General features: G+C 74.2%; 3 protein-coding genes. All 3 read left to right on the top strand.

Annotated features, from left to right (window positions below; translation table 11 throughout):
- Positions 1–2 precede the first annotated feature (2 nt).
- The 3 genes from NZH93_RS01805 to NZH93_RS01795 are packed head-to-tail and all read left to right on the top strand — an operon-like array spanning position 3 to position 24,898.
- The gene (locus tag NZH93_RS01805; RefSeq protein ID WP_259621083.1) at positions 3–19,814 is read left to right on the top strand and encodes a non-ribosomal peptide synthase/polyketide synthase; all 19,812 of its coding nucleotides are present in this window, start codon (positions 3–5) and stop codon (positions 19,812–19,814) included.
- 1 nt (position 19,815) lies between these two features.
- A complete protein-coding gene (locus NZH93_RS01800) occupies positions 19,816–21,594 on the top strand; it encodes a carbamoyltransferase family protein (protein ID WP_259621082.1) in 1,779 nt (592 codons plus the stop codon).
- Positions 21,587–24,898: a non-ribosomal peptide synthetase gene (locus tag NZH93_RS01795; protein WP_259621081.1), complete on the top strand. Its 3,312-nt coding sequence runs from the start codon at positions 21,587–21,589 to the stop codon at positions 24,896–24,898. Before NZH93_RS01800 ends, NZH93_RS01795 begins: the two co-directional genes overlap by 8 nt.
- The last annotated feature ends 25 nt before the right edge of the window (positions 24,899–24,923 follow it).

The raw sequence follows: 24,923 nt of genomic DNA, 5'->3' as shown, positions 1-24,923 counted from the left end.
GGATGAGCGCGGTGGAGGACACGGTGATCACGCAGGACCCGCCCCGGCTCGTGGACGCGTACCCCATGTCGGAGCTCCAGGTCGGCATGGTCTACGAGATGGAGCGCGACCCGGAGCGGTTGCCCTACCACAACGTGCACACGCTGAAGGTCGCCGGGGCGTTCGACGAGCGGTGCTTCCGGCGCGCGCTGGCCAACGCCGTGGCCAGGCACCCGATCCTGCGCACCTCCTTCGCGCTGGTCGGGTTCAGCGAGCCGATGCAGCTCGTGTTCGACTCGGCCGAGGTGCCGCTCACCGTGGTCGACCTCCGCGGCCTGGACGCGGCCCCGGCGCTGTCGGCCTACCTGGACGCCGAGCGGCGCACGCCGCTGGACGTCTCGGTGGCGCCGCTGTGCCGCACGGGCGTGCACGTCCTGTCCGACACCGCCTTCCACTGGACGTTCACCGAGCACCACTCCATCCTGGACGGTTGGAGCCTGGCCTCGCTGGTCTCGGAGATCACCGACGCCTACCGGCTCCTCCTCGCGGGCGGGGAACCGGCGGCCGAGTCGCCGCGCTCGACCTACCGGGACTACATCGTCGCCGAGCGCGCCGCCCTGGAATCGGTGGAGAGCACCGAGTTCTGGCGTCGGAGGCTGGCCGAACCGCCGGACGGCCGCCTGCCGCGCTGGTCCCCGGACCGGCCGGTCACGCCGACCGCCGAACCCGTCGCGGGGGAGCGGCACACCCACGACGCGGACCGCGGGTACGGCTCGCTGGTGACGCCGCTGCCCGCGGACCTGCCGCCGCGGCTGCGCGAGCTGGCCCGGTCGTGCCGGGTGCCGGTGAAGGCGGTGCTGCTGGCCGCGCACGTGAAGGCGATGGGCCTGGTCACCGGGTCGGCGGACGTCGTGGTCGGGCTGACCGCCAACGGCAGGCTGGAGGAGGAGGGCGGCGCCGACGTGTGCGGCCTGTTCGTCAACACCGTGCCGCTGCGGGTGCGGTTGGCCGACGGCACCTGGCGGGACCTCGTCCGGGCCGTCTTCGACGCCGAGAACGACCTGCTGCCGCACCGCCGCTACCCCATGGGCGCGTTGCAGCGCGACCTCGGCGGCGCGCCGCTGTTCGAGACCAACTTCGTCTACACCGACTTCCAGCAGATCCCGGCCGAGGCCGACGACGTGCCCGCGGGCGACGTGGCGCGCACGCACTTCGCCCTGGTCGCGGCGTTCGTCCGGCAGCCCGGTGGCGACGGCGTCAACCTGGAGCTCGAGTACGACGCGCGGGCGCTGGCCGCCACCCAGGTCGCCCTCCTCCGCGGGTACCACCTGCGGGTGCTGGCCGAGATGGTCGCCGACCCGGACGCCGCGCACCGGTGGGTGTCGCTGCTCGGCGAGGCCGAGCGCGCCGTGCTGGAGTCGTGGAACTCGACCGCCGTCGAGGTGCCGCCCACGCCGGTGCACCGCATGGTCGAACAGCGGGTGGCGGCGTCGCCGGACGCCGTGGCCGTGGTCTCCGGCGCGGAGTCGGTGACGTACCGGGAGTTGAACGCGCGGGCGAACCGCCTGGCGCGCAAGCTGCGCGACCTCGGGATCGGCCCCGACATCGCGGTCGGCGTGTGCGTGGAGAGGTCTGTCGAGCTGGTCGTCGGCTGGCTCGCGGTGCTGAAGGCCGGCGGCCTCTACGTGCCGCTGGACCCCGCGTTCCCGGCGTCCCGGCTGGAGTACATGCTCGACCGGTCCGCGGCCCCGCTGGTGCTCACCGCGGGAGCCGCCGCGGGCAGCGTCCCCGGAGGGCCCTGGCGGGTGCTGGCGGTGGACGAGCCGCTGTCGGGCGACGACGAGGACCTCGACGGCGGCGCGGGACCGGACCACGGCTGCTACGTGATCTTCACGTCCGGGTCGACGGGACGGCCCAAGGGCGTCGTGACCCGGCACCGCAACGTCACCGAGCTGCTGCACGGCGCCGACAGCATGACCCTGGGGCCGGACGACACGCTGCTCCAGATCGCCTCGGCGTCCTTCGACGTGTCCACGTTCGAGGTGTGGGCGCCGCTGGTGGGCGGCGCGCGCCTCGTGGTGGCCCCGACCGTCCGGTACGGACCGCAGGAGGTCGCCGAGTGGGTCACCGGGTCCGCCGTGACGGTGCTGCACGCCACGGCGTCGCTGTTCGCGCTGCTGGTGGACCACGAGCCGCGGCTGTTCGACGGCCTGCGCCGGGTGCTGACCGGCAGCGAGACGGTGTCGCCCGCGCACGTGGCGCGGATCCTGGAGCGCTGCCCGGACCTGGAGGTCGTCAACGGCTGGGGGCCGACGGAGACCACGACGTTCTCGGTGTGCGGCTCGTTCCGGCGCGGTGACGTGCCCGCGGGTCCGCTGCCGCTGGGCGTTCCCCTGGCGAACACCGAGGTGTGGGCGCTCGACGACGCCGGTCAGCCCGTGCCGGTGGGGACGCCGGGCGAGCTGTGCGTGTCCGGACCGTGCCTGGCGCGCGGCTACCTCGGTCAGCCGGGGCTGACGGCGGAGCGCTTCCTGCCGCACCCGTTCCGGGCGGGTGAACGCCTGTACCGCACCGGCGACCTGGGCCGCTGGTCCGCCGACGGCCTGGTGGAGTTCCTCGGCCGGGTCGACCACATGGTCAAGGTGCGCGGGTACCGCGTCGAGCTGGGCGAGGTCGAGGCCGCGCTGCGCGACCACCCCGCCCTGCGCGACTGCGTCGTGGTGACCCGGCCGAACTCGTCGGCGGGGGTCGACCTGGTCGCCTACCTCGTCGCGGCCGGGGACGCGCCGTCCACCGGCGAGGTCCGGGCGTGGCTGGGGGAGCGGCTGCCGACCTACATGGTGCCGCGGCTGTTCGTGCTCCTGGACGTCCTGCCGCTCACGTCGAACGCGAAGGTGGACCGGCGGGCGCTGCCCGACCCGGACGAGGCGCGGCCGGACGTGGCGCAGGAGTACGTCCCGCCGGTCGGCGAGGTCGAGGAGCTGCTGGCCGGGGTCTGGTCGCGGGTGCTCGGCGTGGACCGGGTGGGACGGCACGACAACTTCTTCGACCTGGGCGGCGACTCCATCCGCAGCATCCAGGTCCTCGGCGAGACGCGCGAGGCGGGGCTGACCGCGAGCCTGGCGACGATGCTGGCGAACCCGACGCCCGCGGGACTCGCCGCCGCGCTCGAGGACGCGGTCGACACGGTGAGGTCCGAGCCGTTCTCCGTGCTCGCCGACGCCGACCGCGCACTGCTGCCGGACGGGCTGGAGGACGCCTACCCGATGGCGGAGCTCCAGGTCGGCATGGTCTACGAGATGGAGCGCGACCCCGAGCGCAAGCCGTACCACAACGTCCACACCCTGCGGCTGGCCGGAACGTTCGACGAGGCCCGCTTCCGCGCCGCGCTCGCGCTGGTCACCGCGCGGCACCCCGTCCTGCGGACCTCCTTCGCCATGAGCCGCTTCAGCGTGCCCGTGCAGCTCGTGCACCCGTCGGCCGAGATCCCCCTCTCCGTCGTCGACCTGCGTGCGACGCCGGAGGACACCCGGCGCGCGGCGGTGGACGAGCACCTGGATGCCGAGCGGCGCATCTCGCTCGACCTCGCCGCGGCACCGCTGTGCCGGATGACCGTGCACGTGCTGTCCGACAACGCCTTCCAGTGGTCCGTCACCGAGCACCACGCCATCCTGGACGGCTGGAGCCTCACGTCCACCCTCGCCGAGATCAGCACGACCTACGACGCCCTCCTCGCCGGGCAGGACGTCCGGCCCGCCCCGCTCCGCTCGTCCTTCCGCGACTTCATCGCGGCCGAGCGCGCGGCACTGACCTCACCGGAGAGCAGGCGGTACTGGCGCGAGCGCCTGGCGGGCACCGACGGGAGCCCCCTGCCCCGCTGGTCGGTCGTCTCCGACGGGCTGGGGGACACCGTCCCCGGCGAGCGCCACGACCGCGACGAGGACCTGGGCCACGGCTCGCTCGTCACCACGCTGCCCGCCGAACTCCGCGCGGACGTCGAGGCGTTCGCGCGTCGCGCCGGCGTGCCGTTCAAGACGGCCGTGCTCGCGGCGCACCTGCGCGTGCTCTCCGCCGTCACCGGCGGCGGTGACGTGACCACCGGGCTCTCGTTCCACGGGCGGCTGGAGGAGGCGGACGGCGCCGAGGTGCGCGGCCTGTTCCTCAACACCCTGCCGTTCCGGGTCGCGCTCCCGGACGGGAGCTGGCAGGACCTCGCGCGGGCGGTGTTCGAGGCGGAACGGGACGTCCTGCCGCACCGCCGCTACCCGATGGCGGCTCTCCAGCGCGAACTCGGCGGCGCCTCGCTGTTCGACGTCGGGTTCGTCTACAACGACTTCCACCAGTTCGGCGGGCTCGCCGACGGCGACGGCTCGTGGCGGCTGGACACCGCCGACCAGGGGTCGTCCGGGTCGGCCCGCACCAGCTTCCCGCTGCTCGTCTCGGTCAGCCGCGAAGCGGGCACCGACGGCCTGCGCCTGGAACTGGAGTACGACACCCGCAAGGTCGACGGCGAGCAGGCGGTGCTCCTGCGCGACTACCACCTGAGCGCGCTCCACGCGATGACCGCCGACCCCTCGTCGCTCCACACGACGTCCGTGCTCGTCCCGAGCGGCGAGGCCCGGCGGGTGGCGGAGTGGTCGCGCGCGGCGGTCGACGTGCCCGGCGCGACGACCGTGCACGAGCTGGTGGAGGCCGCGGCCTCGGCCCGGCCGGACGCGATGGCGCTGACCGGTTCCGGCGTCTCCCTGACCTACCGGGAGCTGCTGGACCGCGCGGACCTGCTGGCGCACCGGTTGCGGCGCCTCGGCGTCGGGCCGGAGGTGTGCGTCGGGGTGTACCTGGAGCGGTCGTGGGAGACCGTCGTGGCGTGCCTCGCCGTGCTGCGCGCGGGTGGCGTGTACGTGCCGCTGGACACGGCGTTCCCCGCCGACCGCCTGGAGTTCATGCTGCGGGACGTCGGGGCGCCGCTGGTCGTGGTGCACGCCGCGACGGCCGCGTCCGTCCCGAGTGGACCGTGGGAGCAGGTCGACCTCGACGGACCCGCGGAGGCCGGGGACGTCGAACTCCCGGCCGTCCACCCGGACCACGCCGCCTACGTGATCTTCACGTCGGGGTCGACGGGTCGTCCGAAGGGGACGACGGTGACGCACCGGAACGTGGTGCGGTTGATCGGTGGTGTGCGGGAGCGGTTGCCGTTTGGGCAGGATGACGTGTGGACGTTGTTCCACAGCTTCGCGTTCGACTTCTCCGTCTGGGAGATGTGGGGTGCGTTGACGACCGGTGGTCGTCTGGTGGTGGTGCCGTATGCGACGAGTCGTGATGTGGAGGCGTTCCACGCGCTGGTGCGCGACGAGGCCGTGACGATCTTGAGCCAGACTCCGTCTGCCTTCCGGCAGTTCGAGACCGCCGACGAGCGCTTCGGCGGTGATCTCGCGCTCCGCGCCGTGGTGTTCGGCGGTGAGGCGCTGCACCGGCCGTCGGTGCGGCGGTGGGCTTCGCGGCACGGGTACGCGGCGCCGTTGTTGGTGAACATGTACGGCATCACCGAGACCACCGTCCACGTCACCTACCTCGAACTCGACGCCGGGCACGTCGACGGCGACGTCAGCCCCATCGGCGTCCCGCTGCCGGACCTCGGCGTCCACGTGCTGGACCGGCACGGAAACCCCTGCCCCGTCGGCGTGACCGGCGAACTGCACGTGGCGGGCGCGGGGTTGGCCCGCGGCTACACCGGGCTGCCCGCGCTGACGGCCCAGCGGTTCGTGCCGGACCACGTGTCGGGTGTGCCCGGCGCCCGCCTGTACCGCAGCGGCGACCTGGCCCGGTGGAACGCCCGTGGTGGCCTGGAGTACCAGGGCCGGGCCGACACCCAGGTGAAGATCCGGGGGTACCGGATCGAGACCGGCGAGATCGAGAACGTCCTCGCCACCCACCGGAGCGTCCTCGAAGCCGCCGTCACCCCGCGCACCGACGCCGACGGGCGGACCGACCTCGTCGCCTACCTCGTGCCGGAGACGGCCGCGGCCCCGCCGCCGGTCGACGAGGTGCGGGCCTGGCTCGGCGCCCGGCTGCCGGACTACATGATCCCGCGGCACTTCGTCACGCTGGACGCGCTTCCCCTGACCCCGCAGGGGAAGGTCGACCGCCGGGCGCTGCCCGAGCCCGCCGCGGACCGGCCGGAGCTGGAACAGCGGTACGTGTCGCCACTGGGAGACCTGGAGAACCTGTTCGCCGACATCTGGCGCCGGGTGCTGGGCGTCGACCGGGTGGGACGGCACGACAACTTCTTCGACCTGGGCGGCGACTCCATCCGCAGCATCCAGATCCTGGGCCGGGTCAGGGACGCCGGGTTCTCCGTCGGGCTCCAGGAGTTCCTGGACGCCCCCACGCTCGCCGACCTCGCCGCGACCGCCGCGCCCTCCGCACCGGACGAGGACCGCGCGACCCGCCCGTTCTCCCTCCTCGCCGAAGCCGACCGCGCGCTGCTGCCGGAGGGGCTGGACGACGCCTACCCGATGGCGGAGCTCCAGGTCGGCATGGTCTACGAGATGGAGCGCGACCGCGCCCGGAACGCCTACCACAACGTGGAGACCCTGCGGCTGGCAGGCCGCTTCGACGAGGCGTGCTTCCGGGCGGCGGTCGACCACGTCGTGGCCCGGCACCCGGTGCTGCGCACGTCGTTCGACCTGGTCGGGTTCAGCGAGCCGACGCAGCTCGTGCACTCGGTCGTCGAGGTGCCTTTCACCGTCGTCGACCTGCGCCGGACCGACGACCGCCACGAGGTGCTCCTGGAGCACGTCCGGCGGGAGCAGGGCGACCGGTTCGACCTGACCGCGGCACCGCTGCTGCGGATGGCCGTGCACGTGCTGTCCGACAACGCCTTCCAGTGGACGATCACCGAGCACCACGCCGTCCTGGACGGGTGGAGCGTGGTCTCCACCCTCGCGGAGATCACCGACCGGTACCGCGAACTCCTCGCCGGACAGCGGCGGGCGGTCGAGCCCCTGCGCTCCCTCTACCGGGACTTCGTCGCCGCCGAACGCGAGGCCCTCGCCTCGCCGGAGAGCCGGGAGTTCTGGCGGGACCGCCTCGCCGGGGCCCCCGACGGGCGGATCGCCCGCTGGGACGCCGCCCTCGCGGGCGAGCGGGTGGACGGCGAGCGGCACGTGCGCGACGACGCCGCGGGTCACGGATCGCTGACCACCCCGCTGTCCGCCGAACTGCTCCGCGGCCTGGAGGAGTTCGCCGGTCGCGCCTCGGTGCCCGTCAAGTCGGTCGTGCTCGCCGCGCACCTCAAGGTGCTCGCCCTGCACACCGGCTCGACCGACGTGCTGCTCGGCCTGACGTCCAACGGACGGCTGGAGGAGACCGACGGCTCCGAGGCGCGCGGCCTCTTCCTGAACACCGTGCCCCTGCGGGTGCGGCTGCCCGAGGGCGGGTGGCGGGACCTCGCGCGGGCGGTCTTCCGCGCCGAGCGGGACCTGCTGCCGCACCGCCGCTACCCGCTGGCCGCCCTCCAGCGCGAGTTCGGCGGCGACCGGCCGCTGTTCGAGTCCAACCTCACCTACAACAACTTCCACCGGATCGCGCGGCTCGCGACGGACGGCACGATCGACCAGGCGGGCACCGACCCGGTGCTCCCCGGCGTGGCGCGCACGAACTTCCCGCTGGACGTGACCTTCAGCCACGAGCCGGGCGCGGACGGCCTGCTCCTGGAGATCGACTACGCCCTGGACGGCCTCACCTCCGACCAGGTCTTGCGGCTGCGCGACAGCCACCTGCGGGTCCTGCGCGCCATGGTCGCCGACGGCGAGGCGCACCACCGCGCGTCGTCCCTGCTCGGCGCCGCGGAGGAGCGGCTGCTGACCTCGTGGCAGGGCACGGGCGCGCCGGTGTCCGGGCTTCCCGTGCACGAGCTGCTGCGGGCGCGCGCGGTGTCGTGGCCGGACGCCGTGGCGGTGGAGTCGGGTGACGAGCGGCTGAGCTTCGCGGAGCTGGACGCGCGGAGCGAGGTGCTGGCCCGGCGCCTGGTGGCGGCCGGTGCGCGGCGCGGGGACCTGGTGGGCCTGCACCTGCGGCCCGGTGTCGTCGCGATCGTCGCGGTGTGGGCGGTGTGGAAGGCGGGCGGCGCGTTCCTGCCGCTGGACCCGGACCTGCCTCCCGCGCGGCTCGACGTGATGGTGGCGGACGCCGTCCCGGCGGTGGTCGTGTCCCAGGAGGCGACGCCGGTGTCCTGGCGGACCGTGTCCCCGGACCCGGACCCCGAGGTGCCGGACGTGGAGCTGCCGCGCGTGGGTGCCCGCGACCTGGCGTACGTGATGTTCACGTCGGGCTCGACGGGGCGGCCCAAGGGCGTGATGGTCGACCACGGCAACCTGGCGAACTTCGCGGAAGCCCTCCTCCTGCCCCGGATCTGCGGCGGCGGGATCGAGTCGGGGCAGCGGGCCAGGGTGCTGACGGGGACGTCGGCGTTCCTCTCCGACTTCTTCCTGGAACAGGTCCTGCCGCTGCTGGACGGGCACCGGCTGCTGGTGCTGGCCGGACCCGAGGGTCGGGACCCGCGGCGCCTGGTCGAGCTGGCCCAGGACCCGGAGTCCGCGGTGGACGTCATCGACGCCACCACCTCGCAGGTGCAGGTGATGGTGGAGGCCGGGCTGCTGGACGCCCCGCACCCGCCGAAGCTGATCGCCATCGGTGGCGAGGCGTGCCCGCCCGACCTGTGGCACGCGCTTAGGTCCCGTCCGGGCGTGACGGCGCACAACACCTACGGCCCGGCAGAGACGGCGGTCGACGCGACCTTCGCGGACCTCGGCGAGCACGACTCGCCGGTCATCGGCCGCCCGTACGGGAACGTGCGCGTGCACCTGGTCGACGACGCCCTGGAACCGGTCCCGCCGGGGACGGTCGGCGAGATCGTCGTCGGCGGCTCGGGTGTGGGCCGCGGGTACGTGCGGCGGCCGGGCACGACGGCGGCGGTGTTCGTGCCGGACCCGTGGGGTGAGCCGGGAAGCAGGCTGTACCGCACCGGGGACCTGGGCCGGTACACGGTCGACGGGCAGATCGAGTTCCTCGGCCGCGGCGACCACCAGGTCAAGATCCTGGGGCAGCGGGTGGAACCGGAAGAGGTCGAGGCGGTGCTGCGCTCCCATCCCGCGATCGAGGCGGCGGCGGTCTCGGCCCACCGCTTCGGCGCCGACGGACGGCTGCGGCTGGTCGCCCACCTGGTCCCGGTCGGCGGTCCGCTGGACCAGGACGACGTCCGCGCCCATCTCGCGTCCCGACTGCCCGCCGCGGCGGTCCCGGCCGTGCTGGTGCCGATCGCCGAGCTGCCGATGACCGCGGGCGGCAAGCTCGACCGCGCGGCGCTGACCGTGCCGGACGACGTCGAGGCGGGCCTTCCCCACCGGGAGGTGGTGGCCCCGCGCACCGGGACCGAGCGGCGGATCGCCGCGGTCTGGCTGGGGCTGCTGGGCGGCTCCCGCGTCGGCGTGCACGACGACTTCTTCGCCCTGGGCGGGCATTCCCTGCTCGCCATCCGCCTCGCCATGAGGATCAGCGCCGAGCTGGGCGCCGACCTGCCCCTGCACGAGGTGTTCGAACGGCCGACCATCGCCGCGCAGGCCGAGCTGATCGACCGCAGCGCGCCGGTCGCCGGGATCCCCCACGTCGAAGGGCGTGAGCTGCCCGCGTCGCACGCGCAGGAACGGCAGTGGTTCCTCTGGCAGCTCGCGCCGGACAGCTCGACCTACCACGTCCCCTGGGGCTACGAGGTGAGCGGTGACCTCGACGTGGCGGTGCTGGACGCCGCCGTGGCCGCGCTGGTCGACCGGCACGAGTCCCTCCGAACGACGCTGCGCGTCGACGCCGAAGGCCTGGTGCTGCAACGCGTCGGCACCGCGGAGTGGGGTGGTCTGACCGCGCTGGACGCGGACGAGGCCGCTCTGCCCGCGCTGGTCGAGGCGGCCGTGCGGCAGCCGTTCGACCTCGGCGCCGGGCCGGTGCTGCGGGTGACCGTCTGGCGCTTGGCGGCGGATCGGCACGTGGTGCTGTTCGTGGCGCACCACGTCGCGATCGACGAGTGGTCCTCGGACGTCTTCGAGCAGGAGCTGTGGGCGCTGTACCGGGCGGGCGGTGACCCGGCCCGTGCCGGGTTGGCGCCGCTGGACGTCCGGTACGCCGACTACGCGGTCTGGCACCGCGAGCTGGTCGCGCGGCGGTCGGACGAAGACCTCGCCTACTGGCGTCGAACGCTCGAAGGCGCGCCGCCGCCCTGGCCGCACACCCACGGGCAGAAGTCCGCTCCCGCCGGGGCGTCGCACACCGTCCCGGCCGACGCGCTGGCCGGGCTCGACCGGGTGCGCGCGGAGGTCGGGGCGACCGACTTCATGGTCTACCTGGCCGTGTACTTCCTGCTGCTCGCCCGGACTTCGGGCGAGCGCGACCTCACGGTGGGCGTCCCGGTGTCCGGTCGGACGCACGCCGACCTCGCGCCACTGGTGGGTTTCTTCGTGAATACCTTGGCGCTGCGGGTGGTCGTCCACCCCGAAGACGACTTCGCCGCGCACCTGGAACGGGTGCGCGAGGTGGTGCTGGAGGCGTTCGCCCACCAGGAGGCGCCGTTCGAACAGGTCGTCCGAGCGGTCGCGCCGGGTCGCGCCGAAAGCGCGAACCCGTTGTTCCACACCATGTTCTCCTTCACCACGGGCACGGGCACGGGCTCCGGCGACAGGTCCGACCACGCCCCGGACGGACTGGTCGTCGGCGACCTGCCGATCGAGGGCAGCGGCAACCGGTTCGAGCTGGCGCTCGGCGCCACCCGCGCCCCGGACGGCCTGCACCTGACGCTCCAGCTCGACACAGCCCTGTTCGAGGCCCAAGCGGCCCAGGAACTGGTGTCCTCGTTCGCCGACCTGCTGCGCGCGGCGGGTGGATCGCCCCGGCGCGCGGTGGCCGACCTGCTGCGCGCGAGCGACGACGAACAGCAGCGCCTGGCCGCGTGGACCGGCGACGCCACCGTGCCCAGGTGCGCCACGCCCGTCCACGAGCTGTTCCGCGAGCGGGTGGGCCGGTGGCCGGACGCCGTCGCGGTCGAGTTCGGCGACGTGCGGTTGAGCTTCGCGGAGTTGGACTCGCGCAGTGAGGTGCTGGCCCGGCGGCTCGTCGCGGCCGGGGTTCGGCGCGGGGACGTCGTGGGTCTGCACCTGCGTCCCGGTGTGGACGCGGTCGTCGCGGTGTGGGCGGCGTGGAAGGCGGGCGGGGCGTTCCTGCCCCTCGACCCGGAACTGCCCGCCGTGCGGCTCGACGCGATGGCGGAGGACGCGGCTCCGGCCGTGGTCGTGTCGCTGGACCCGGCGACCGCGCCCGGTTCGCGGCCGACGCTGTTCCCGGCGGGCGAGGACGTGCCGGACGTCGTCCTGCCGGTGGTGGGGGAGCGGGACCTGGCGTACGTGATGTTCACGTCGGGGTCGACGGGCCGCGCCAAGGGCGTGATGGTCGACCACGGCAACCTCGCCACCTACGCGGAAGTCCTGCTGCTGCCGCGGATGCGGCGGGCCGGGATCGCGACCGGGCAGCACGCCCGAGTGCTGACCGGGACGTCCGCGTTCATCTCCGACTTCTTCCTGACGCAGGTCCTGCCGCTGCTGGACGGTCACCTGCTGCTGGTCGTGTCCGGTGTGGCGGGCCGGGACCCGCGGCACCTGGTCGCGCTGGCGCAGGACCCGGCGCGGGCGGTGGACGTCATCGACGTCGCGACCTCGCAGGTCCAGGTGATGGTGGAGGCGGGTTTGCTGGACACCCCGCACCCGCCGAAGATGATCACGTTCGGCGGCGAGGCGTGCCCGCCGGACCTGTGGCAGGCCTTCCGCTCGCACCCGAACGTGGTCGGGCACAACCAGTACGGTCCCGCCGAGACGACGGTCGACGTGGCGTACGCGGACGTCGAGGCGCACGGGTCGCCGGTGATCGGCCGTCCGTACGGGAACGCGCGGGTGCACCTGGTCGACGAGCACCTGCACGAGGTCCCGCCGGGGTCGGCGGGGGAGATCGTGATCGGCGGACCCGGCGTGGGGCGCGGTTACGTGCGGCGGCCCGGCGCGACGGCGGCGGTGTTCGTGCCGGACCCGTGGGGCGAGCCGGGAAGCCGCCTGTACCGGACCGGCGACCTGGGTCGGTTCACGGTCGACGGGCAGATCGAGTTCCTGGGCCGCAACGACCACCAGGTCAAGATCCAGGGCCAGCGCGTCGAACCCGAAGAGGTCGAGGCCGTGCTGCGCGCCCACCCGGCGATCGAGGCGGCGGCGGTCTCCGCCCACCGCGTCGGGGGACGGCTGCGGCTGGTCGCGCACCTGGTCGTGGCCGAGGGGTTCGCGCTCGACCGGGAGCGGATTCGCGAGCACCTGGTCGGTCTGCTGCCCGCGCCGGCGGTCCCGACGGTGCTGGCGCGGGTGGACGCCCTGCCGATGACGGTCGGCGGCAAGCTCGACCGCCTGGCGCTGACCTTGCCGGACGACGTCGAGGCGGCGGACGTGGTCGCGCCGCGAACGGTGACCGAGGAACGGGTCGCCGCCGCGTGGCAGGCGGTGCTCGGCGACGTCCGCGTCGGTGTGCACGAGGACTTCTTCGCCGTGGGTGGGCATTCGCTGCTCGCTGTTCGGCTCGCGATGCGGGTCAGGGCGGAACTGGGCGTGGAGTTGGCCCTGCACGACGTGTTCGCGCACCCGACCGTCGCGGGCCAGGCCGAGCTGATCGACCGGAGCGCCGCGGCGGGCGCTGTCGCGGGCATCCCGCGGATCGACCGCGGCGAGGGCCGCGACCTGCTCGCCTCGCACGCGCAGGAACGGCAGTGGTTCCTCTGGCAGCTCGCGCCGGAAAGCTCGACCTACCACGTCCCGTGGGGTTACGAGGTGAGTGGTGACCTCGACGTGGCCGCGGTGGGCGCGGCGGTCGAGGCGTTGGTGGAGCGCCACGAGTCGTTCCGCACCACGCTGCACGTGGACGACGAAGGCCGGGTGGTGCACCGCGTCGCCGCCGGGTGGAGCGGTGGAACGACCGTGCGCGAGGTCGCCGAGGCCGATTTGCGGGCGTTCGTCGACCGGGAGGTGGAGCGGCCGTTCGACCTCAGCGCCGGGCCGGTGCTGAGGGTGAGCGTGTGGCGGACCGCGCCGGACCGGCACGTGGTGCTGTTCGTGGCGCACCACGTCGTGATCGACGAGTGGTCGCTGGACGTCGTCGAGGCGGAGTTCTGGGCGCTGTACCGGGCGGGCGGGGACGTCGCCGCCGCCGGTCTGGCACCGCTGGACGTCACCTACGCCGACTACGCCGCCTGGCACCGGGACCTGGTGGAGAGCCGGGCGGAGGAGGACCTCGCCCACTGGCGGCGGGCCCTCGGCGGCACGGCGTCCTCCTGGCCGCACGCCCTGGCGGAGAACGCCGGGGCGGGCGAACTCGGGCACACCGTCCCGGCCGACGCGCTGGCCGGGCTCGACCGGGTGCGCGCGGAGGTCGGGGCCACCGACTTCATGGTCTACCTCGCCGTGTACTTCCTGCTGCTGGCCCGCCAGTCCGGTGATCGCGAGTTCACCGTTGGCGTGCCGGTGTCCGGTCGGACGCACCCGGATCTCGCGTCGGTGGTGGGTTTCTTCGTGAACACCCTGGCGCTGCGGGTGGTCGTCCACCCCGAGGACGACTTCGCCGCGCACCTGGGCCGGGTGCGGGAGGTGGTGCTGGAAGCCTTCGCGCACCAGGAGGCGCCGTTCGAACAGGTGGTCCGAGCGGTCGCGCCGGATCGCACCGAGGGCGCGAACCCGTTGTTCCGCACCATGTTCTCCTTCACGGATGGCGGGCACCTCGCGGACCGACTCGCCCCCGACGGCCTGACCGTCGGCGAACTGCCGCTCGGCGGCGGGAACGACCGCTTCGACCTGTCGCTCAGCACGACGCGCACGGCCGCCGGGCTCCACCTGACCCTGGAGTTCAGCGGCGACTGCTTCGGCGCACCCGCGGCCGAGGACCTGGTGACGTCGTTCGCCGACCTGCTGCACGCGGTGGCGGGCTCGCCGCGCACCGCCGTGGCCGACCTCCTGCGCGCGAGCCGCCGTGACCGGGAACTCCTGGCCGCGTGGTCCGGGCAGGCCGTCCGGGCCGTGGAGCACCGCGTCGTGCACGAGTCGCTGCGCGACCGGGTCGGGCTGTGGCCGGACGCCGTCGCGGTGGAGTCCGGTGACGTCGTGGTGAGCTTCGCGGAGTTGGACTCGCGGAGCGAGGTGCTGGCCCGGCGGCTGGTCGCGGCCGGTGTGCGTCGCGGGGACGTGGTGGGTCTGCACCTGCGGCCCGGTGTGGACGCGGTGATCGCCGTGTGGGCGGTGTGGAAGTCGGGCGGCGCGTTCCTGCCCCTGGACCCGGAACTGCCCGCCGCGCGGCTCGACGTGATGGTGGCGGACGCGGCCCCGGCGGTGGTCGTGTCGCGGGAGGAGACGGCGCCGACCTCGTGGCGCACCGTGTCACTGGACCCGGACGCCGAGGTGCCGGAGGTCGACCTGCCCCGCGTCGGTGCTCGGGACCTGGCCTACGTGATGTTCACGTCCGGGTCGACGGGCCGCGCCAAGGGCGTGATGGTCGACCACGGCAACCTGGCCCACTTCGCGGAAGCCCTGCTGCTGCCCAGGATGCGCCGGGCCGGGCTCGACGTCGGTGGCCGGTGCCGGGTGCTGACCGGGACGTCCGCGTTCATCTCCGACTTCTTCCTGAGCCAGGTCCTGTCGCTGCTGGACGGCCACCTGCTGCTCGTGCTGTCCGGCGCGGAAGGGCGGGACCCGCGGCACCTGGTCGAGCTGGCGCAGGACCCGGCGCGGGCGGTGGACGTCATCGACGCCACGACCTCGCAGATCCAGGTGATGGTGGAGGCGGGGCTGCTGGACGCCCCGCACCCGCCCAGGCTGGTCGCGGTCGGCGGCGAGGCGTGCCCACCCGACCTGTGGCGGGCCCTCCGCTCGCACCCCGAGGTCGTCGCGCAGAACCTGTACGGGCCTGCCGAGACGACGGTCGACGCGACCTGCGCGGACATCGGCGCCCACCTCACACCGGTGATCGGTCGGCCGTTCGGGGACGTCCGGGTGCACCTGGTGGACGAGACCCTTGGCCTGGTCCCGCCGGGAGCGGTCGGTGAGATCGTGGTCGGCGGCCCCGGCGTGGGCCGCGGTTACGCCGGTCGGCCGGGAGCGACGGCCGCGGTGTTCGTGCCGGACCCGTGGGGTGAGCCGGGCAGTCGCCTGTACCGCACCGGTGACCTCGGGCGGTACACCGCCGACGGGCAGATCGAGTTCCTGGGCCGCAACGACCACCAGGTCAAGATCCAGGGCCAGCGCGTCGAACCCGAGGAGGTCGAGTCCGCGCTGCGCGGGCACCCCGCCGTCGACGCGGCGGCGGTCGGCGTGCACCGCGCGGGCGGACGGCCGAGGCTGGTCGCCCACCTGGTCGTGGCCGAGGGGTTCGCGCTCGACCGGGACGAGATCCGCGAGCACCTGGCGGGCCTGCTCCCGGCCGCGGCGATCCCGACCGCGCTGGTGCCGGTCGACGCGCTGCCGATGACCGTCGGCGGCAAGCTCGACCGCAAGGCCCTGACCGTGCCGGACGACGTCGAGGCTCGGCTCTTCGGCCGGGACGCGGTGGCGCCGAGGACCGCGACCGAGCGGAAGGTCGCCGCCGCCTGGCAGTCGGTGCTGGGCCTGGCGGACATCGGTGTGCACGAGGACTTCTTCGCGGCGGGCGGGCATTCTCTGCTGGCCGTTCGGCTCGCCATGCGGGTCAGGGCGGAGCTGGGCGCCGACCTGGCCCTGCACGAGGTGTTCGCGCACCCGACCGTCGCGGGCCAGGCCGAGTTGATCGACCGGGGCGTCGCGGCGGGCGCGGTCGCGGGGATCCCCCGCGTCGAGGGGCGTGAACTGCCCGCGTCGCACGCGCAGGAACGGCAGTGGTTCCTCTGGCAGTTGGCCCCGGAGAGCCCGACCTACCACGTCCCCTGGGGCTTCGAGGTGGACGGTGACCTCGACGTGGCCGCGGTGGGCGCGGCGGTCCAGGCGTTGGTGGAGCGACACGAGTCCTTCCGCACCACGCTGCACGTCGACGACGCGGGCCGGGTGGTGCAGCGCGTCGGCACCGCGGCCTGGAGCGGTCCGACGGTGCGGGACGCCGTGGAGGCGGAGCTGCCGGGTCTCGTCGACGCGGAGGTGGCACGGCCGTTCGACCTCGGTACCGGGCCGGTGCTGCGGGTGACCGTGTGGCGGCTGGCGGCGGATCGGCACGTGGTGCTGTTCGTGGCGCACCACGTGGCGATCGACGAGTGGTCCTCGGACATCGTCGAGCAGGAGTTCTGGGCCCTGTACCGGGCTGGTGGCGATCCGGCCCGTGCCGGGTTGGCGCCGCTGGACGTGCGGTACGCCGACTACGCGGTCTGGCACCGCGGGCTGGTCGAACGCCAGGCGGACGACGCCATCGCCTACTGGCGGCGGGCGCTCGACGACGCGCCGCCGCCGTGGCCGCGCTCGTCCGGCGGTCGCGCGCAGGGTGGCGCCGCGCCGTTCGAGGCGAGTTCGCGCACCGTCGCGGCCGACGCGCTGGTCGGGCTCGACCGGGTGCGCGCGGAGGTCAGGGCCACCGACTTCATGGTCTACCTCGCTGTGTACTCCCTCCTCCTGGCCCGCCGGTCCGGCGAACGCGACTTCACCGTTGGCGTGCCGGTGTCCGGTCGGGACCACGCCGATCTCGCGCCGCTGGTGGGTTTCTTCGTGAACACCCTGGCGCTGCGGGTGGTCGTCCACCCCGACGACGACTTCGCGACGCACCTGGGCCGGGTGCGGGAGGTGGTGCTGGGGGGCTTCGCGCACCAGGAGGCGCCGTTCGAACAGGTGGTCCGGGCGGTGGCGCCGGATCGGGCCGAGGGCGCGAACCCGTTGTTCCGCACCATGTTCTCCTTCACCGCGGGCACGGACCCCTCCGGCCCGGCCGATCGCGCACCCGCCGACCTGGTCCTCCGGGAGTTGCCGATCGAGGGCAGCGCCAACCGGTTCGACCTGTCCCTCGCCACGGCGCGCACCGCCGACGGGCTCGACCTCTCCCTGGCGCTGAACACCGGGCTGTTCGAGGCTGGCGCGGCCGAGGACCTGGCGGCGTCGTTCGCCGACCTGCTGCACGCGGTGGGCGGGTCCCCGCGCGTCGCGGTGGCCGAACTCCTCCGCGCGAGCGACCGCGAACAGCGCCGCGTCGCCGAGTGGACCGGGGACACCACCGCGCCCGTGTGCGCCACGCCCGTCCACGAGCTGTTCCGCGAGCGTGTGGTGTTGTGGCCGGACGCCGTCGCGGTGGAGTCGGGTGACGAGCGGTTGAGCTTCGCCGACCTGGACTCGCGCAGCGAAGTGTTGGCCCGGCGACTCGTCGCGGCCGGAGTTCGGCGCGGTGACGTGGTGGGTCTGCACCTGCGGCCCGGTGTCGACGCGGTGATCGCGGTGTGGGCGGCGTGGAAGGCCGGTGGTGCTTTCCTGCCCCTGGACCCGGAACTGCCCGCCGCGCGGCTGGACGTGATGGTGGCGGACGCGGTCCCGGCGGTGGTCGTGTCGTCGGACCCGACGGCCGCGCCCGACTCGTGGTCGACCCTGGCCCCGGAGTCGGACGCCGACGTGCCGGAGGTCGACCTGCCTCGCGTGGGCGCTCGGGACCTGGCGTACGTGATGTTCACGTCCGGGTCGACGGGTCGCCCGAAGGGCGTGATGGTCGACCACGGCGGCTTGGCGAACTACGCGGAAACCCTGCTGATGCCCAGGATGCGGCGAGCCGGGCTGGCGGCCGGGCAGCAGGCGCGGGTCCTGACCGGGACGTCCGCGTTCATCTCCGACTTCTTCCTGACGCAGGTCCTGCCGCTGCTGGACGGCCACCTGCTGCTGGTCGTGTCCGGTGTGGAGGGTCGTGATCCGAGGCACCTGGTCGAGCTGGCGCAGGACCCGTCACGGGCGGTGGACGTCATCGACGTCGCCACCTCGCAGGTCCAGGTCATGGTGGAGGCGGGTTTGCTGGACACCCCGCACCCGCCGAAGCTGATCGCGTTCGGTGGGGAGGTGTGCCCGCCGGACCTGTGGCAGGCCTTCCGCTCGCACCCCGAGGTGGTCGGGCACAACATGTACGGCCCCGCCGAGGTGACGGTCGACGCGGCGTACGCGGACATCGGCGCGCACGAGTCGTCGGTGATCGGCAGGCCGTACGGCAACGTGCGGGTGCACCTGGTCGACGACGACCTGCACGAGGTGCCACCGGGATCGCCCGGCGAGATCGTCATCGGCGGACCCGGTGTCGGTCGCGGCTACGTCCGGCGACCGGGAGCGACGGCCGCGGTGTTCGTGCCCGATCCGTGGGGCGAGCCCGGCAGCCGCCTGTACCGGACCGGTGACCTCGGTCGGTACACCGCCGAGGGGCAGATCGAGTTCCTGGGCCGCAACGACCACCAGGTGAAGATCCAGGGCCAGCGCGTCGAACCCGAAGAGGTCGAAGCGGTGCTGCGCGCCCACCCCGCGATCGAGGCGGCGGCGGTCTCCGCCCACCGCGTCGGCGGACGGCTGCGGCTGGTCGGCCACCTGGTCGTGGCCGAGGGGATCGCGCTCGACCGGATCCGCGAGTACCTGCTGGGCAGGCTCCCGGCCGCGGCCGTCCCGGCGGTGCTGGTGCCGGTCGACGCGCTGCCGATGACCGTCGGCGGCAAGCTCGACCGCAAGGCCCTGACCGTTCCCGAGGACGTCGACACCCGCCTTCCCCGCCGGGACGTCGTGGCCCCGCGAACCGGGACCGAGCAGCGGATCGCCGCCGCCTGGCGAGCGGTGCTGGGCTTGGCGGACGTCGGCGCGCACGACGACTTCTTCGGCCTCGGCGGGCACTCCCTGCTCGCCATCCGCCTCAGGATGGCGCTCAGCCGCGACTTCGCGACCGAGATCCCGCTGGCCGACCTGTACACGGCGTCCACCGTCGCGGAGCAGGCCGAACGGGTCGACGGGCTCCTCCGCGGCGGACCGGCCGAGAACCGCGCCGTCGTGCCACTCGGCGGTGTCCGGGGTGCCCGTCCGCTCGTCCTCGTCCACCCCGTCGGCGGCACGCTGTTCAGCTACCGGGACCTCCTCGGCGAGGTGGCGGCCGACTTCGAGGCGTTCGGCGTGCAGGGCCGCATCGGCGGCGAGGACTCCGGCGCGACGGACCTCACCGGACTGGCCGAGCGGTACGCCGACGAACTGGCACCGGTGCTCGGGGACCGCGAGCCGGTGGTCGCGGGCTGGTCGGCGGGCGGCGTGATCGCCCACGAGCTGGCCCGCGCGCTGACCGACCGGGGGATCCGCGTCCACCGCCTCGTCCTGGTCGACTCCGATCCGCGGCGCACCGCCGACGTGGAGGCGGAACGGCTGGACATCGCCACCCTCGCCGCGCTCCGCGGGGCCGTCCTCGACCGGGGACCCGCGCCGCTCCTGGAGTTCGACGGGGCCGACCGCCTCTTCGTGACGCTCGGGGTGGACCCGGCGGCCGTGGCCGGACTCGACGGGCCCACGCTCGCCGCGCTCATGGCCTTCTGGCGCGACGTGTTCACCGGTCTCGTGGAGCACCGCCCGGCGGCGTTCGACGGCCCGACCGACCTCGTCCTCGCGTCCGGTGACGGCGCCGACCTCATCGCCGCCGCGTGGCGCGGCCTGACCGGGACCCTCGCGGTCACGCACGTCGACGGCGACCACTTCCAGCTCATGCGCCGCCCACGGGTGAAGGCCGTCGCCGACGCCCTCCGCGGCTCCACCGCTCAGACAGGAGATTGACGTGCTGGTCCTCGGTTTCAGCGGGCTCGACCGGACCGCTGCGCTCAAGAAGCGGTTGACGCCCGGACTCGACTGGCGGGAGCAGCGCCTGGTGCAGGGCCTCGACTCGGCCGCCGCGCTGGTCGACGAGAACGGCGTCGTCGCGGCGTCGGCGCAGGAGCGCCACGACGGCGTGAAGGGCACCGGCGCGTTCCCCGTGGACGCCATCGAGGCCTGCCTGCGCATGGCGGGCGTGACGCTGGACGACGTCGACCTCGTCGCGCACGGGTTCCGCTACGAGCCATCGCCCGCCTTCGAGCTGGACGACAACCTCCGGCGCTGGTACCGGGAGGCCTACAGCGAGCAGGTCCAGCTCGAGGTGCTGCGGGCGCACTACCCGGACCAGGACTGGGAGCGCAAGCTCGTCCGCGTACCCCACCACCTGGCGCACGCCGCCAGCAGCTACCACCTGAGCGGGTTCCCCGACGCGGTGGTGCTCGTGGCCGACGGCATGGGCGAGGCGGAGTCGACCTCCCTGTTCGCCGGACGCGGCAGCACGCTGGAAACCCTCCGCACGTACCCGATCGCCAGCTCGCTCGGCATCCTCTACAGCGTCGTCACCCAGTACCTCGGGTTCCTGCCCGGCATGGACGAGTACAAGGTGATGGGGCTCGCGCCCTACGGCGACACCGGCGCCTTCCCGGACGTCGAGCTGGTCGAGGTCCGACCGGGCGGCGCGCTGGCCGTGCCGCTGCTGGCCCACGACCGGACACCCGCCGAGCGCGAGACGCACAGCGGCGCGATCCGCCGCCTCGAAGAGCTGTTCGGGCCCGCGCGCCACCCGGACGCGCCGATCACCCAGCGGCACATGGACATCGCCTCCGTGCTGCAACGGGCGGTGGAGGAGGGGCTGCTCTTCGTGCTGCGCGAGGGGATCGAGGGCGGACCGACGTCCTCGAACCTCTGCCTGGCCGGCGGTGTCGCGCTCAACTGCACCGCCAACGGGCTCATCTCCCGCAGCGGCCTGTTCGACCGGGTCTTCATCCAGCCCGCGGCGGGCGACGACGGGACCGCGCTCGGCGCGGCGCTGCACGTGCTGCGCGAGCACGTCCCCGCCGACCCCCAGCCGATGGGGATGCCCTACTGGGGCGACGAGTTCGGCGACGCCGACGTCGAGGCGGCCGTGGCGGCGCTGGGACCCGGCCACCAGGTGCGCCGCCTGCCCGGCGAGTCGCTGCTGAAGGAGGTGTCCGTCCTCATCGGATCGGGCTCCGTGGTCGCCTGGTTCCAGGGGCGCATGGAGTTCGGCCCGAGAGCGCTCGGCAACCGCAGCATCCTGGCCGACCCGACCGCGCCGAACATGCGCGAGCACCTGAACGCGGTCGTCAAGCAGCGCGAGGAGTTCCGGCCGTTCGCGCCCGCGGTGATCGCCGAGGAGGCGGGGGAGTACTTCGAGATCGAGGAGGGCCAGGAGAGCCGCTACCGGCACATGCTGTTCGTCACGCAGGTGCGCGAGCGGTACCGCGAGCGGCTGACGTCGATCACCCACGTCGACGGCTCCGCGCGGGTCCAGGTCGTCGAGCAGGAGTCGGCTCCGCGCTTCCACGCGCTGATCCGCCGGTTCGGCGACGACCACGGCACGCCGGTCGTGCTCAACACCTCGTTCAACCTGCGCGGCCAGCCGATCGTGCGCACCCCGGTCGAAGCCGTCGAGACCTACGCCCGCTCCACCATCGACGCGCTGGCGATCGGGGACTGGCTGGTCGTCCGTGAGCCCGTGGCGGGAGGCTCGGATGACTGAGCGGCCCGACGGTCTGCGCGAGGCCGTCGCGGGCATCTGGTGCGCCATGCTCGGCGTCGACCACGTCAGCCCGGAGGACGACTTCTTCGAGGCGGGCGGCGACTCCGGTCTGGCGGTGGAGACCGCCATCAGCCTGCGGGCCCTCACCGGCACCGATCTCGACCTCGACCTCGTGTACCAGCACCCGGAGTTCGGTGGGCTGCTGTCGTTCCTGACCGACCCCCGGCCCGCGGGTGAGGAGCGTCCGCTCACCCCGGCCGAGGAACGGCTGTGGTTCGCGGAACGGCTGCACCCCGGCTCGCCGACCTACCACATCGCCGCGCTGTACCGGGTTCCCGGACGCGTCGACGTGCCGCGGCTGCGGACCGCGCTCGACGCGCTCGTCGCCCGGCACGACGCCCTGCGCCGGGGCTTCGAGGCACCGGGCCGGGCGGTCACGTCGGCCGCGGCGACCGTCGAGTGCCGCTGGCTGGACGCGTTCGGCCTGCCGGAGACGACCGTGCGGGAGCTGATCGACGAGCACGCCCGCCGCCCGTTCGACCTGGCGAACCCGCCGCTGCTGCGCGCGCTGGCCGTCGACCGCGGCGACGAGGACGACCTGCTGCTGCTCACCGTGCACCACCTGGTGTGCGACGGCGCCTCGCTCGCCGTGCTGGAGGACGACCTCGGCCGCCTGTACTCCGGGGCCGAGGTCGGGCCCAGGGCCGACGCGGTCGCCGGGACGTCCTCGCGGCTGTTCGATCAGGACGAGTCCCGCGCCTACTGGCGGCGCACCCTCGCCGGCGCCCCGCGGGGCATCGCGCTGCCGCACGACCTGCCGCGGACGGCGTCACCGGGCAGCGCGGGCGCCGTGCACGCGCTGGCCTGCCCGGAGGACCTGCTGGCGGGCATGGCGGACCTCGCGGCCGGTGAACGCCTCAGCCCGTTCATGACCTGGATCGTCGCCTACGTCGCGGGCCTCGTCTCGCTGACCGGCGAACGGGACGTGGTGATCGGCATCGCCGCCTCCTCGCGGACCCCGGAGCAGCGCGGCGAGATCGGGATGTTCGTCGACCCGGTGCCGCTGCGGCTGCTCCTCCCGGACGGCACCACCACCAGGGACCTGGCCCGCCAGGTCCGGCGCGCGACCGCCGAGGCCCTGGCCCACCGGGGGGTGCCGTTCCAGACCGTCGTCGAGGACCTCGGTCCCGGCGGCGACCCCGCCCGCGCGCCGCTCGTGCAGGCCGGTCTCACCTACCTCGACGCCGCGGGCACCGCGCTGCGGCTGGACGGGCTGGTGGCGCACCGCGAGCTGCTGCCGACGGGCACGGCCAAGTACGAGCTGCTGTGGTCGGTCACCCGCGGGCCGGACGGCACGACCACCGAGTTCGAGTACCTCACCGGGTTGTTCTCCGCGGAGAAGGCCGTGGACGTCCACACCGGACTGGTCGACGCCGCGCGGGCCGCGTTCGCCCGCCCGGACGCGCCGCTGAGCCTGCCGGGCCGCCCGCCCACCGCCGCCACGTCCCACACCGACCCGGACCGCGCCGCGACCGGCGGCCTGCGGCCCATCCCGGAACTGGTCCGCCTGCGCGCCGCGCAACGGCCGGACGCGCCCGCGGTGCGGCACCGGGGCGTCGAGCTGACGTACCGGCAGCTCGACGAGCGGGCGGTCGCCATCGCCACCGGCCTGCGGGCCGCGGGCCTGCGCCGCGGTGGCGTCGTGGCCGTCCCGCTGCCGCGCGGGATCGACTCGGTGTGCGCGTACCTGGGCATCTTCTACGCGGGCTGCGCCTACCTGCCGCTCGACCCCGACCAGCCGCCGGACCGCGTCCGCACGGCACTGCTCGGCGTGGCCGACGCGGTGCTCGTCACCGGGTCGCACCCGTCGCTCCCGCCGGAGCTGCGCGTCCTCGACCTGGAGGACCTGCTCCGCGCCCGCCGCGCCGACCCGGCGGTCCCGGTGCGGGTCGTCGGCGAGGACCCCGCGTACCTGATCTCCACCTCCGGCTCCACCGGGCGTCCGAAGACCGTCGTCGTCCCGCACCGCGGGATCAGCCGACTGGTGCCCGACGCCGAGGGCATCGTCTACCACTCCGACGACCGCGTCGCCCACCTCTGCAACCCGGCGTTCGACGCGTCCATCCTGGAGCTGTGGGGCGCGCTGGGCTCCGGCGCCGTGCTGGTGGTGGGCGACAAGGAGGACGCCCTGTCGCCGGCCAGGCTGCGCGCGTTCCTCGACGAGGAGCGCGTCACCGTCCTCGGCCTGCCCACCGCGCTGCTCCACACGGTGATCGACTTCGCGCCGGACGCGATGAGCGGCGTCCGGCTGCTGATCTTCGGCGGCGAGAAGGCCGACGAGCAGCGCCTGACGCGGCTGATGGCGCACCAGCCGCCCGCGCGGGTCGTGAACGTCTACGGCCCCACCGAGAACACCACGGTCAGCACCCTCCAGCGGGTCACCCCCGCCGACCTCGACCCCGGCCCGCTGTCGATCGGCCGGGCCGTCTCCGGCTCGACCGCCTACGCGCTCGGGCTCCACGGCGAACCGGTGGCGGCAGGCGTCGAAGGCGAGCTGTACGTCGGGGGAGAGGGCCTGGCACTGGGCTACCACGGGAACCCGGCGCTCACGGCGGCCTCGTTCGTGCCCGACCCGTTCGGTCCCGCGGGCGGCAGGCTGTACCGCACCGGGGACCGGGTGCGGCCGACGGCCGACGGGACGTTCCACTTCGTCGGCCGCACGGACGACCAGGTCAAGGTCCGCGGGTTCCGGGTAGAACTCGGTGAGATCGAGTTGGCGCTGCGGTCACTGCCCGGCGTCACCGACGCTGTCGTGTTCGCCCGCGCCACGGCCGACAGCACCGAACTGCTGGCCTGCGTCACCGGTGGCGCCGACCTGGCCGACGCCGCCGGGATCGGCGAGGCCCTGCGCACCCGCCTGCCGGGGTACATGGTCCCGGCCGTCGTCGTCACCGATCGCCTGCCCCTCAACGCGAACGGCAAGGTCGACCGCGCCGCGCTGCTCGCGTCCCTGCCCGAGGACCTCCCATCGCCGCACGGCGAAACCGGGCCACCGCCGGAGGACGACCCCCTCGCCGAGGCCGTCACGGCGCTCTGGTGCGAGTCCCTCGGCACGGCCGACGCCCGCCCGGACGACAGCTTCGTCGCGCTGGGCGGCCACTCGATCAAGGCGCTGAAGCTGCTCGCCCGCGTGGACGAGTCCTTCGGCGTGGAGGTGGACCTCGCCGACTTCCTGGCCGAGCCCACCCTGCGCGCCCTCGTCACCGCGGTCGCGCGGGACACCGAGAACGCGCCCACCGGCTGAACCCGATCCGAACACCAGCGAGGAG

The sequence above is a fragment of the Umezawaea endophytica genome (genome assembly GCF_025061645.1).
GTDB classification, from domain to species: domain Bacteria; phylum Actinomycetota; class Actinomycetes; order Mycobacteriales; family Pseudonocardiaceae; genus Umezawaea; species Umezawaea endophytica.
The sequence above is the reverse complement of the archived record's forward strand: the minus strand, read 5'-3'. Positions and strand labels throughout refer to the sequence as shown.

Bases quoted from the DNA above. Each gene is read 5' to 3' on its own strand.
- NZH93_RS01795 (WP_259621081.1), top strand. From the start codon at position 21,587: ATGACTGAGCGGCCCGACGGTCTGCGCGAGGCCGTCGCGGGCATCTGG.
- NZH93_RS01805 (WP_259621083.1), top strand. From the start codon at position 3: ATGAGCGCGGTGGAGGACACGGTGATCACGCAGGACCCGCCCCGGCTC.